The sequence below is a fragment of the Georgenia thermotolerans genome (assembly GCF_009193185.1).
Lineage (GTDB): Bacteria > Actinomycetota > Actinomycetes > Actinomycetales > Actinomycetaceae > Georgenia > Georgenia thermotolerans.
This window is the reverse complement of the sequence record NZ_VUKF01000006.1, coordinates 65,489-77,377: the sequence shown is the minus strand read 5'-3', so window position 1 is coordinate 77,377 and position 11,889 is coordinate 65,489. Positions and strand designations below refer to the sequence as shown.

At 76.1% G+C, this 11,889-nt stretch carries 12 protein-coding genes; 2 read left to right on the top strand and 10 right to left on the bottom strand.

Going from position 1 to position 11,889, the window contains the following annotated elements:
• Positions 1 to 38 precede the first annotated feature (38 nt).
• From GD970_RS04375 to GD970_RS04360, 4 genes are all read right to left on the bottom strand, one after another.
• Positions 39 to 524, bottom strand: coding sequence for a DUF456 domain-containing protein (locus GD970_RS04375; RefSeq protein ID WP_152201246.1), 486 nt, complete (start codon positions 522 to 524; stop codon positions 39 to 41).
• Between the two features lie 48 nt (positions 525 to 572).
• Positions 573 to 914, bottom strand: coding sequence for a hypothetical protein (locus tag GD970_RS04370; protein WP_152201244.1), 342 nt, complete (start codon positions 912 to 914; stop codon positions 573 to 575).
• A gap of 104 nt (positions 915 to 1,018) precedes the next feature.
• Positions 1,019 to 1,702: a LuxR C-terminal-related transcriptional regulator gene (locus GD970_RS04365; protein ID WP_152201242.1), complete on the bottom strand. Its 684-nt coding sequence runs from the start codon at positions 1,700 to 1,702 to the stop codon at positions 1,019 to 1,021.
• Positions 1,699 to 2,919 carry an ATP-binding protein gene (locus tag GD970_RS04360; RefSeq protein WP_152201240.1) on the bottom strand — a complete coding sequence of 407 codons (1,221 nt, stop codon included), beginning with the start codon at positions 2,917 to 2,919 and terminating at the stop codon, positions 1,699 to 1,701. Before GD970_RS04360 ends, GD970_RS04365 begins: the two co-directional genes overlap by 4 nt.
• 137 nt (positions 2,920 to 3,056) lie before the next feature.
• On the opposite strand from GD970_RS04360, the gene GD970_RS04355 reads away from it, so the two are divergent.
• Together GD970_RS04355 and GD970_RS04350 are read left to right on the top strand one after the other, a co-directional pair.
• On the top strand, positions 3,057 to 4,943 hold the full coding sequence (locus tag GD970_RS04355) for a PspC domain-containing protein (RefSeq protein WP_152201238.1): 1,887 nt from the start codon (positions 3,057 to 3,059) through the stop codon (positions 4,941 to 4,943).
• Entirely contained in the window at positions 4,940 to 5,533 is a 594-nt protein-coding gene (locus tag GD970_RS04350; protein WP_152201236.1) for a hypothetical protein, read from the top strand. The genes GD970_RS04355 and GD970_RS04350 overlap by 4 nt, the downstream gene beginning before the upstream one ends.
• 279 nt (positions 5,534 to 5,812) lie before the next feature.
• Here GD970_RS04350 and GD970_RS04345 read toward each other — a convergent pair whose 3' ends face one another.
• From GD970_RS04345 to guaA, 6 genes are all read right to left on the bottom strand, one after another.
• Positions 5,813 to 6,322 (bottom strand): aromatic ring-opening dioxygenase LigA, encoded by a 510-nt coding sequence (locus tag GD970_RS04345; RefSeq protein ID WP_152201233.1) that lies wholly within the window; start codon positions 6,320 to 6,322, stop codon positions 5,813 to 5,815.
• Positions 6,323 to 6,524: 202 nt separating this feature from the next.
• The gene (locus GD970_RS04340) at positions 6,525 to 7,064 is read right to left on the bottom strand and encodes a hypothetical protein (protein WP_152201231.1); all 540 of its coding nucleotides are present in this window, start codon (positions 7,062 to 7,064) and stop codon (positions 6,525 to 6,527) included.
• Entirely contained in the window at positions 7,061 to 7,492 is a 432-nt protein-coding gene (locus GD970_RS04335) for a hypothetical protein (RefSeq protein ID WP_152201228.1), read from the bottom strand. Before GD970_RS04335 ends, GD970_RS04340 begins: the two co-directional genes overlap by 4 nt.
• Before the next feature lie 10 nt (positions 7,493 to 7,502).
• Entirely contained in the window at positions 7,503 to 8,939 is a 1,437-nt protein-coding gene (locus GD970_RS04330; protein ID WP_152201226.1) for a hypothetical protein, read from the bottom strand.
• A gap of 110 nt (positions 8,940 to 9,049) precedes the next feature.
• Positions 9,050 to 10,261 carry a glycosyltransferase family 4 protein gene (locus GD970_RS04325; RefSeq protein ID WP_152201224.1) on the bottom strand — a complete coding sequence of 404 codons (1,212 nt, stop codon included), beginning with the start codon at positions 10,259 to 10,261 and terminating at the stop codon, positions 9,050 to 9,052.
• Positions 10,258 to 11,874 (bottom strand): glutamine-hydrolyzing GMP synthase, encoded by a 1,617-nt coding sequence (guaA, locus tag GD970_RS04320; RefSeq protein WP_152201221.1) that lies wholly within the window; start codon positions 11,872 to 11,874, stop codon positions 10,258 to 10,260. Before guaA ends, GD970_RS04325 begins: the two co-directional genes overlap by 4 nt.
• Positions 11,875 to 11,889: the final 15 nt, after the last annotated feature.

The following is an 11,889-nucleotide window of genomic DNA, read 5'->3' as shown; positions in this document are numbered from 1 at the left end:
CGCGGAACGGCCCGCTCACCCGGCGCAGAACGGCCCGCTCACCCGGCGAGGAACAGCCCGATCACCCACGCCCCGGTGGCCACCAGCGCCCCGGCCAGCTCGATGAGGATGGTCAGCCCGGTGGCCTTCATGGCCACGACGGTGGCCCGCCACGCGGCGCCCTGCTCGTGGCGGCGGGCCAGCTCGGCGAGGTACACCCCGAGCACGAAGCCGAGGGCGAGGCCCACCACCGGGACGACGAAGAACCCGACGACGCCGAGCACCGCCCCGGCCAGCAGCGACCGCCCGGGCACGCCGGCGCGGGTGAGGTAGCGCCCGGCGAGCAGGTACTTGGCGACCGCCGAGCCGAGCACGGCCAGGGCGGCGACGGTCAGGACCGTCCAGCCGACCGGCCCGCCGGTGACCACGCCCCACACCGCCACCGCGCCGAGCACGATGAGCCCGCCGGGGTAGACCTGGACGACGGCGCCGACCAGCCCCACGACGACGACGAGCCCGACCACCACCTCAGCGAGCGGTGTCACGGTGCCTCCTCAGGTTCGGGCCGGCGCCGCGCGGCGCCGGCGCGGTGGTCAGCGCCAGAGGACGGCCACCGCGATGTTCAGGACGGTCAGCCCGGCGATGGCACCGACCAGGCCGGTGGTGACCTTCTCCTCCCGGCGGGCCCCGAAGATCGCCAGGGCCGTGACGGCCAGCCCCACGACCAGCTTGACCGCGACCCAGGCGTAGTCGAGGTCGCGGCCGCCCATCTCGGCCACGCCGACCATGAGGATCCCGGCGACCAGCGCCGTCAGCGCGCCGTGCGTGACGCCCGTGGCGATGCGCGGCGGGCGCAGGTTGGTCAGGGTGCCGCCGAGCACGATGGCCCAGCCGATCATGTGGATGACGAGAAGGATGCCCAGCAGGATGCTCATACCGGACACCCTAGGGAACAAGCGGCGCCGGGCCGTGCCCCGGTGGCGCAGCGGGTCCGGAGACCCTGCTCACAGCGGCGGGGCCGGCCGCGTCCGGCCGCCGGCTACAGCAGCCGCCGGGCCGCGGCCCACCGGGTGAGCTCGTGGCGCGAGGAGAGCTGGAGCTTGCGCAGCACGGCCGAGACGTGGGTCTCGACCGTCTTGATGGAGATGAACAGCTCGGCGGCCACCTCCTTGTACGCGTAGCCGCGGGCGATGAGCCGCATGACCTCCTGCTCGCGGGCGGTGAGCCGGTCGAGCTCGTCGTCGTGCACCGCGATGTCCGCGACCCCGGTGCCGAAGGCGTCGAGGACGAACCCGGCCAGGCGCGGGGAGAAGGCGGCGTCACCGGCGGCCACCCGGCGCACCGCGTCGGCGAGCTCGTCGGCGCTGATGGCCTTGGTGACGTAGCCGCGGGCGCCGGCGCGGATGACGGCGACGACGTCCTCGCTGGCGTCGGAGACCGACAGGGCGAGGAAGCGGGTCTGGCCCAGCACGTCGCCGCAGCCGGCGACCACCTCCGCGCCGCCGCCGCCGCGGCCGCCGGGCAGGTGGACGTCGAGGAGGACGACGTCGGGCAGGAGGGCGTGCACCGCCGCGATCGCGCCCTCGACGTCGTCGGCCTCGCCCACGACGTCGAGGTCCGGCGCGTGCCCGGCCAGCTCGGCGCGCACCCCGGCGCGCACGAGGGCGTGGTCGTCGACGATGAGCACGCGGATCGGTGCCGCCCCCGCGGTGGTCTCGCTCATGGTTGCCCCTTTCGTGGCATGGTGAGGTGCACCTCGGTGCCGGTGGCCCGGGTGCGGATCTCGGCGTCGCCGCCGTGGCGGCGCATCCGCCCGATGATGGACTCGCGCACGCCGTGCCGGTCGTCCGGCACGGCGTCGAGCTCGAACCCGTCGCCGCGATCACGGACGAACACCTCCACCCGCTCGGGGTCCACCTCGACGTACAGGCTGACCGGCGGGCGCCCGTGCACGACGGCGTTGGCCAGCGCCTCGCGGGTGGCGGCGGTGATCGCCGGGGTCCCGGCGTCCGGGACCGCGTCGCCGGCCGTGACGACCTCGATCGGGACGCCGTGGCGGTCCTCGACCTCGGCGGCCACCCGGCGCACGTCGTCGGCGGTGGAGGTGCCTGGGGCGGGTCGGTCGGTGTAGAGCCACTCGCGCAGCTCGCGCTCCTGGGCACGGGCCAGCCGGGCGACGTCCTCGTTGCCCGCCGCCCGGGAGCGGATCATCGAGAGGGTCTGCAGGACCGAGTCGTGCAGGTGGGCGGCGATGTCGGCGCGCTCGGCCTCCCGCGCCCGGGCCTCGCGCTCGGCGCCGAGCTCGCGCACCAGGCGCAGCAGCAGCGGGGCGAGGACGACGGCGACCCCGGCGACGATCGCCAGCCCCGCCGCGGCGCCGCGCAGCAGGACCACCAGGCTCTCCCCGCGGCCGACCAGCAGCAGCGCCCCGAGCACCGCCAGGCCGACGCCGGCCACGACCCGCAGGACCACGGCGCCGCGGCGGCGGGCGCTGACGCCGGTGCGGGACACCTCGGCCAGCTGCCCCCAGGCGAGGGCGGCGCCGGCGGCGACGATGAGGAGGGGGACGAGCCAGGTGGCCGGCTGGGCGCGGTCGGTGCGCCACAGGAGCAGCAGCGCCGCGGTGCCCAGCAGCACGACGGCGAGGGTGACGTCCCGGGCGCCGGGCGTGAGCTGGCCGACCCGCAGCCGGGGCGCCAGACGGGTGCGGCCGGCCGGGGCGGCGTCGTGCGGGTCACCGGCCGGGACGGTGGCCCACAGCCACAGGTACATGGCGACGCCGGCGCCGGCGACGAGGGAGGTGAGCACGAAGGCCCAGCGCACCGCGCCCACCGGCCAGCCCAGGTGCGCCGCGACGCCGGCGGCCACGCCGCCGAGCACGCGCCCGGAGGTCGGGCGGCGCAGCGGCAGGCGGGCGCGCGGGGCGGCGGAGGCGGTCACGGGCCCATCGTCACACGTCGCGGGGCCGTCACCCCAGGTCCCGAGCCCTGTTCCGGGGTCGTGCCGGATGAAGATCAGGGTCGGCCCAGGGGGGTCCCCGATGGTCCGGGCACCCCGCCGGGCGGTTGGCTGGGAGCATGAACACCACTGACATGCCTTCCGGCGGCGAGCGCCGCGACGGCGCGGCCGGTCCGCAGGGCGCCGGCCCGTCGGGCACCGGTCCCTCCGCGGGCGGCCCCGTCCCCCCGGGCGCCGGGTCCTTCGGCGGCGGCCCCGTCCCCCCGGGCCCCGGCCCGTCCGGTGGCCCGGTGCCGTCCGGCCCGCCGCCCCGCTTCCCGTCGTCCAGCACCGCGAGCTTCTTCGAGTCCCTCCGCCGCACCGGGATCTGGCGCGGCGAGGACCGGTGGATCGGCGGCGTCGCCGCCGGCATCGCCCGGCGCCTCGACGTCGACCCCCTGCTGGTGCGCGGGGTCCTCGTGGTCATGACGCTCTTCGGCGGGCTGGGCCTGCTGCTGTACGGCCTCGGCTGGGCGCTCCTGCCCGAGGAGTCGGACGGGCGCATCCACCTGCAGGAGGCGCTGCACGGCAACGTCGACGCCGCCCTCGCGGGGGCGGCCGCCTTCGTCGTCGTCGGCCTGTCCCGGCCCGGCACCTGGTGGGGCGACTGGTGGTGGTGGGGCGACGGGTTCTTCTGGTCCCTGGTCTCCCTCGCCACCGTCGCGCTCGTGATCGTCGTCATCGTGGCGCTCGCTCGGCGCGGCAGCCACCGGCCGCCGCGCCCCACGCCGGACTGGTCCGGCCCGTCCGGCTTCGCCGGGCCGCCGAACGCCGGCCCCGGCCGCCCGGGGAACGCGTCCCAGCCGGGGTGGGCGGGCACGTCCCCCCAGCGGGGCTGGGTCGGCACGCCGCCCGAGGGATCCGGGCCGACCTTCTCCGCGGCCGCCCCGGACGCCGCTCCCGTGCCCGCCGCGGCCCGGTCGACGACTCCCCCGCCGGCCACGCCCCGCCCGGGCAAGCAGCCCGACGACTGGCGCAGCACGGGTGGCCCGGTGTGGTCCGGCGCCGCCGCGCCCGCCGCCCCCGGCGGGCCGCGCGGGCCCGTATCCGGCGGGCCGGGGCCCCTCGGACCGGGCGGACCCTACCCGGCCGCCCAGGCGCCGGTCCCCCCGCGCCCGGTGACCCCGGGCCCGGGCCAGGCGGTGGTCGCCGTCGTCCTCGCGCTGTGCCTCATCGCGGTCGCGGCCCTGCTGCTCCTAGACCGCGTCAACGCCATCGGCTGGCAGCTGCCGCTGCTCATCGGCGGCGCGGTGCTCGGCCTGCTCGGCCTCGGCGTGCTCATCTCCGGTGCCCGCGGGCGCCGCGGCGGGGCGCTGTCCGTCCTCGGGATCTTGCTGGCCCTGCTCGTCGTGCCCGCCACGGCCGCCACCACGGCGCTGCCGGTCAACCTCCACTTCGGTCCCGGTGCACGGGTGGGGACGATGTCCGTCACTCCCCACACCGTGGAGGAGGCCTCCGGCGGATACGACCTCGCGGCCGGCGACTTCGAGCTCGACCTGCGCCAGCTGCCCGCCGGCAGCGACCTGACCGTCCCGGTCGACGTCGGCGCCGGCGACATCACCATCCGCGTGCCCGCCGGCTCCGCCGTCCGCGTCGAGGCCCAGGTCGGGGCCGGCAGCGTCGAGTCGCGCACCGGGCCGGGCTGGTCCTCCGACACCACCGGGTCCGTCTTCACCGAGGACAACGGCAGCCGGGTCCACAAGACCTGGGCCAACGGCCTCGGCCTCGACACCGCCCTGTCCTCGCCCGAGGCGCTGACCGGCAGCCCGGACATCGTCGTCAAGGTCGACGCGGGCGCGGGCCGCGTCTACGTCATCGAGGACGTCCCCGCAGCCACGACCGAACAGCCGAGCCAGGCGCCGAGCGGCGCGAGCACGGAAGAGCCGAGCGGCACCGCCACCACCGCGGCCACCGCGCTGGTCGGCCCCGGCGGTACCACCGTGCAGAACGAGGAGGAGCAGCGATGAGCACCCACGACACCACCGGGTCCGACGAGGGCACCCGCCCCGGCCCCGACGAGGGCACCCGCCCCGAGCCCGGCGGCGAGCCCACCGAGCGCATCACCCCCGGGCCCGACGACGTCGCCGGCCGGCAGCCCGCCGGCGAGCCCACCGAGCGCCTCGCCAGCCAGCCGGCGGCGGCGGACGCCACCACCGAGCTCCCGACGAGCCCGCGGCCGCCCGCGGACGCCACGCGCCCGCGGCCGCCCGCGGACGCCACGCGCCCGCTGCCGCGCACCGAGGACGGGCCGCGCATGTCCGCACCGTCGGCAGACGCCCCGCCGCACTGGGCCGCGACGCGGCCCGACACGGCCGCGCCGCCGGTCTGGTCGGCGCACAGCGCCCCGGTCGAGCGACCCCGCGGTCCCCGCTCGGGGACGCTCATCCTGGGCCTGGTGCTGGCCGTGTGCGGCGCGGCGGCCGTCGTCGTCGCCCTGGGCTACCGGATCGACCTGCAGCTCACGCTCATCGCCCTGCTGCTGCTGGCGGCGGTGACGTTGCTCCTGACGCCGCTGCTGCGGCGTGGACGCGACCGGGCTCCCGGCTCCCGGACGTGACGCACGACTGAGCGCCCTCACCCCTCGGCAGGCCCCGTGGCTCGATCCACGGGGCCTGCCGCGTGCCCGCCACCGGGATTCCCCTCCGCGGTCACCGTGCCCGGCGCCCCGGTCGGCGCCGGGCACGGCTCCCTGCAGGAGGCAGTACACCGGAGCGGCCGCGTCCGCGCACGGCAGGACAGGGCAGTGACCCGCCCGCGGCGGACCGCTCCGCCCCGCCACGCGACGCGAGGACCCCGCGGGCGCGTGCCCGCGGGGTCCTCGGTGTGGTGCGTCAGGTCAGACCAGCGCCGCCTCGCGCCGCCCCGCCTTGGTGGCGGCCACGGCGCCGGACGGGGCGGCGAGGGTGGTGAAGGCCCAGCCGACCAGGGTCAGGATCACGCCCAGCCCCATGACCAGGGCGGCCACACCGTAGGCGATCACCGAGGTGAACAGCGAGGCCCGCAGGAACGAGGCGTTCATCACCGTGGTCCGCTGCCCCTGCAGCGCCTCCGCCTTCGCGGTGTCCCCGGCCGCCTCGGCGGCCTTGACCTCCGCGCCCAGCTCGGCGTACGTCTTGCCCTCGGTGGCGTGCATCGCGTGCTCGTTGATGATCTGCGCCTCGGCGAACGCCGAGAACGGGCCGTTGACCTCGTCCCCGGGCAGCATCGTCGAGTCCTCCGCGACCACGATCTTCTGCTCGACGAGGTTGGAGGTGATCAACCCCCACGTCACCCCGCCGGCGAGGATGAAGACGATCCCGGCGACGATGGCGACGATCCCGGTGACCTTGGCGGGCTTGGTGTTCATGGCGGGTCCTTTCAGGACGCTGCGGCGGGCTCACCGCGAGCCCGGCTCCTCCGGCCTCGGACCCGGCACCCGTTGTGCCCGTCCGATTTGCACACCATCAACGTAGATCCGCCATGTCCACGCGTTTCGCGACGTTGGTCCCGGGGCCCAAGGTCCTGGGCGCGACCTTGGTCCCGGCAATCCGCCGTCAGAGGTTCGTCCGTCAGGAGTCCTGCGGGCGCACCTCGATGCTGTCCTCGACGGCCTGCACCGTCGCGTCGTCCAGCTCGACGGCGCTGAGCGCGACGACGACGGTGCGCTCGGCGTCGGGGTCGTGCGCCACCCAGGTCACGCCGTGGTAGCCGCCGTCGTCGTAGGTGAAGTCCCAGCGCCACAGCTGCTGCCCGCCGCGGCCCTCGACCTCGGAGAACTTGTCGCCGTCGTCGACGGGCCCGAAGGGCTGCTCGGCCCGCACCGCGCTCAGGGTGCCGCGGGCGGGGTTGGTCCCGTACTCCGTGGCCGCGGCCAGCTGGACCTTCGGGTCCTCCACCGCGTCCTGCAGCACGACGTCGTACGCGCCGGACTCGGCCTCGGGCACCTCGACGAGGGTCTCGGGCACGTCCACCGCGAGCCAGCCCTGCTCGAGCCGGGTGAACCCGTCCGGCGTCCCCGACGCGCACCCGGCGAGCAGCGCCCCGGCTCCCACCGCCGCGGCCACCGCCCGTGCCACCTTGCCTGCCATCCGCCGCTTCTCCTCAGTCATCGTGCCTCGTAGCCGGTGCGGGCCACCCGCGCGGACCGCCGGGCCGTGCCCGCGCGCCGCGCCCGCAACCATCCCACGCCGAGCGACGCTCCCGCTGCGAGGGCCACCACAGCCGCCAGCGCCCCCACGCCGGGCCCCGTGGGCGCGTCCACGGCCAGCCCGGAGACCGCGAGCGCCGCCACCGTCACCGGCACCCCGGCGAGCAGCCAGGCCGCCGGGCGGCGCGTGGTCGGCACCGGGAGCAGCAGCACGGCGACGGCGGCGCTGAGCACCGGGAGCGCCACGACCGTCGCCAGGCCCATGAGCACGACCGGTCGCACGTCCCCGGCGCCGAGCAGGGCGCCGTAGAGCAGCTTGCTCAGCAGCACGACGACTGCCCAGGTCAGGGCCGCGGCGATCCAGGGCCGCACGTAGTTCCGCAGCGTCATCGGGTGCTCCTCAGTCAACGGTGCAGGCGGACTCGGGGACCATCGGGCGCACGCCGTCCTGCCCGGGGGCGCCGAGGAAGCTGGCGTCCTGGATGGTCGCTGTCTTCTCCTCGCTGCCGAAGCTGGCGCCGAGCTTGATGCCCAGGGCGAACTCGGCCCCGAAGGACCAGCCCTCCTCGACGTTGTCGTAGACCCGCTCGCTGGTCCGACCCTCCTGGTAGAGGAGGTTGGCGAACGCGTCGTCCGCGACGGGGCTGTCGGGCCGCTGGGAGTTGGCGGGCACGGGCACCGGCAGCCCGAAGGAGGCGTTCGAGTCGGCCGCCGTGACCCAGTCCTCGACGATGTGGCGGTTGGCGTCGGTGACCTCGATCGTCGTCGTGACCACCGTGCGGGTGTTCGCGGCGTCGGTCATCCCCGCGCTGCCGCCCTGGTCGGTGACGGGCTGGACGCCGAGGCCGGCCTTGCTGCCGCCGGCGCGCTCGGCCATGAACTCGATGGAGATGACCTCGCCGTCCTTGTTCTCGGTGATCTTGTACGCGCCCTTCTGCTCGCCCCAGGCGGAGGCGTTCCCGACGACGAGGTTCCCGCCGGCCTCCCCCGAGGCGGTGAAGGAGTACGTCCGCGACGTCTCGCCGGTCTTGTGGTTCTCCGTGACGACGTACTCGTCGGCGAGCTTGCCGTCCACGTACACCCCCAGGTTGGGGTCGATGTCCTGCGGCTCGGCGCCGTCCTTGCCCGGGATCGTGTCGCGCAGGCCGATCTTCCCGTTCCCGGAGATCTCGATGGCCTGGGTCCAGGAGGTCTGCTCGGGCTCCTGGGGCTTGTCGAGGTAGCCGTCGGTGAGCAGGAGGTACAGGTGCATCCCGACCGCGCCCTCCCCCTGCAGCTGCTTCTGCTGGATCAGGTAGGCCTTGAGGTCCTTCTCCATGGCCGTCCAGTCGTCCATGCTGGCGAAGTTCCACTGCGAGCCGTTCTTGAAGCTCAGCCCCGCGCCGAAGGACACGTCCCCGCCGATCCCGGAGTCCTTCCCGCCCAGGCTGGCCCCGAAGCCGCCGGAGGCCCCCAGGCTCGCGCCGTCCGTCACCGTCACCTGGACGGTGCCGTCGGCGTTCTCCTGGACGATGAACCCGGCGTCCTGGCCGATCTCGAGGAAGGCGATGGTGATCTTGGCGTTGGTCTGGGTGGTCGACTCCCGGATCGTGCACACGGCGGGCAGGAAGTCCGCGTCCGTGGGCCCGCTCTCCTCCGGCTGGGCCACCGGCGTCCCCTCGCAGGGACCGGCCACCCCGACCGCGCTCGCCAGCACGCACAGCTGCTGCTGCAGCCGCGGTCCGTAGGTGGCGAACCCGAGGACGGCCCCGCCGAACAGGAGCACGACGATGACCACGGTGCCGAGGTGCTCCAGCGTCGCAGCACCCCGCTCGCGCTCCCGCAGCAGCGCCCTCATGCTTCTCCCCCACGTCGGCCAGATGGTCTGGCACGACGCTAGGGGCGATTACGGACGGGTCGTGGGGCCCGTGGGCCCAAGGGAGGGCCCACCTGGGCCCGGGCCTGAGGTCAGCGCCGGGCGCGGGCGCGGGCGTAGAGGGCGTCCGCGGCGCCGAGGACGTCGGCCCAGTCCGCGGCGGGGGCGACGCGCCGGTTGTGGTCGAGCAGCCCGGCGAGGAGGCCGTCCTCGCGGGCCAGCCGCACCAGCGCGGCGGCGAGCGCGGCGTCGGCGTCGCCGTCGTCGAGCCCGTCGGCCCGGTCGGGGGTGAGCAGCCCGTCCACGCCGTCGCGGACGAACTCGCTGACCCCGGTGCCGCGCCCGGCGACGACGGCGAGGCCGGCGGCGCGCGCCTCGAGGGCCGCGATGCCGAAGGCCTCCAGGCGCGCCGGGGCGAGGAACACGTGCTCGCCCCGGTACCGGCCCGCCAGCTCCTCCCGCGGCACGCGGCCGACGACGTCGACGACGTCGCCGAGGCCGCGGCGGGCGACCTCGGCCCGCACGGCCTGCTCGGCGGGCCCGGAGCCGATGAGGGTCAGGTGGAGACGGGGGCGGCCGGCGTCGTCGCGCCCCAGCCGCTGGTGCGCCTCGGCGACGAGCCGCACCAGCGGCACCGGGCGCTTGCGCGGGGCCAGCCGCTGCGTGGCGACCACCCGCAGCGGGCCCGCGGGCGGCAGCGGCGCGCCGGGGGGCGAGGGGTCGGCCCAGGCGGCGACGTCCAGCCCGTTGGGCACGACGAGGACGTCGGCCGGGTCGACGGCGAGCACGCGCGCCACCCGCTCCCCCGCCACGGCCGAGACCGCGGAGAGGGCGACGGCGGCGCGGCGCCACCCGCTCAGCGCGGCGCCGGCCCGGTACAGCGGCACGACGCCGTCGAGCATGCAGTGCCACGTGATCGCCAGCGGCACGCCGAGGCGGCGGGCCGCCCGGGCGCCGGCGAAGGCGAACGGGGAGACCACCCCGGCGTGCACGTGCACGACGTCGGGCCGCAGCGCGCGCAGGGCCCGGCGCAACAGCGGCCCCTCCAGCGGGTGCACGGGCACCCCGAGGGTCAGCGGCGTGGCCAGCCGGTGCACCGTGGGCGTGCCCGGCCCGCCGGGTGCGCCGCGGCCGCCGACGCCCGGGTGGCCGACGCCGGCCGCCGCCGCCCCCGTGGCGGTGAGCACGTGGACGTCGTGGCCGGCGCGGGCCTGCCGCACCGCGAGGTCGTGGACCTGGGTCTCGATCCCGCCGACCCGCGGCGGGTAGCAGTCGGAGACGTGGGCGACGCGGAGGGGGCTCACTCCCACTCGATGGTGGCGGGGGGCTTGGACGTGACGTCGAGGACCACCCGGTTGACCTCCGGGACGGAGTTGGTGATCCGCGTGGAGATGGTGGCCAGCACGTCGTAGGGCACCCGGGACCAGTCGGCCGTCATGGCGTCCTCGGAGGAGACCGGGCGCAGCACCACGGGGTGGCCGTAGGTGCGCCCGTCGCCCTGGACCCCGACGGAGCGGACGTCGGCGAGCAGGACCACCGGGCACTGCCAGATGTCGCGGTCCAGCCCGGCCTTGCTCAGCTCCTCGCGGGCGATGGCGTCGGCCGCCCGCAGGATCTCCAGCCGCTCGGCGGTGACCTCGCCGATGATGCGGATGCCCAGGCCGGGGCCGGGGAAGGGCTGGCGCCAGACGATCTGCTCGGGCACGCCGAGCTCGAGGCCGACGGCGCGGACCTCGTCCTTGAACAGCGTGCGCAGCGGCTCGACCAGCTCGAACTGCAGGTCCTCGGGCAGCCCGCCGACGTTGTGGTGGGACTTGATGTTCGCCGCGCCCTCGCCGCCGCCGGACTCGACGACGTCGGGGTAGAGGGTGCCCTGGACGAGGTACTTCACGTCGCCGTCGCTGTCGCCGGCCTCGGCGACGATCTCGCGGGCGGCGTGCTCGAAGGCGCGGATGAACTCCCGGCCGATGATCTTGCGCTTGGTCTCGGGGTCGGTGACGCCCTCGAGGGCCTCGAGGAAGGTCTGCGAGGCGTCGACCACCTTGAGGTTGACGCCGGTGGCGGCGACGAAGTCCTTCTCGACCTGCTCGGCCTCGCCGGCGCGCAGCAGCCCGTGGTCGACGAAGACGCAGGTGAGCTGGTCCCCCACGGCCCGGTGGACGAGCGCGGCGGCCACCGAGGAGTCCACGCCGCCGGACAGCCCGCAGATCACCCGGTCCTTGCCGACCTGGGCGCGGATGGCCTCGACCTGCTCGGCGATGACGTTGCCGGGCGTCCAGGTGGGCTCCAGCCGGGCGCCGTCGTAGAGGAAGCGCTCGAGGGCCTCCTGGCCGAGCACCGAGTGCTTGACCTCGGGGTGCCACTGCATGCCGTAGAGGCGCCGGTCGGGGTCCTCGAAGGCCGCGACCGGGGACCCCTCGGAGGTGGCCAGCACCTGGAAGCCCTCGGGGGCGGCCTGGACGGCGTCGCCGTGGGACATCCACACCGTCTGCTGGGTGGGCGAGCCGGCGAGGAGCTCGCCGGCCTGCTGCAGCTGGACCACGGTGGAGCCGTACTCGCGCGAGCCCGTCTGGGCCACCCGCCCTCCGAGCGCGCGCGCCATGGACTGGAAGCCGTAGCAGATGCCGAGCACCGGCACCCCGGCCTCGAACAGCGCGGGGTCGGTGCCCGGGGCGTCGTCGGCGTACACCGACGCCGGGCCGCCGGAGAGGATGATCGCCGCGGGGTCCTTGGCGAGCATGTCGTCCACGCTCATCGTGTGCGGGACGATCTCGGAGTACACGCGCGCCTCGCGCACGCGCCGGGCGATCAGCTGGGCGTACTGGGCGCCGTAGTCGACGACGAGCACGGGACGCTCGGTGCCGGCGGGCGCCTCGGGCTCGGTGGTCGTGGGCCGGGTCTGGTCTGAGGTGCTCACCGGGCAAGGATAGGC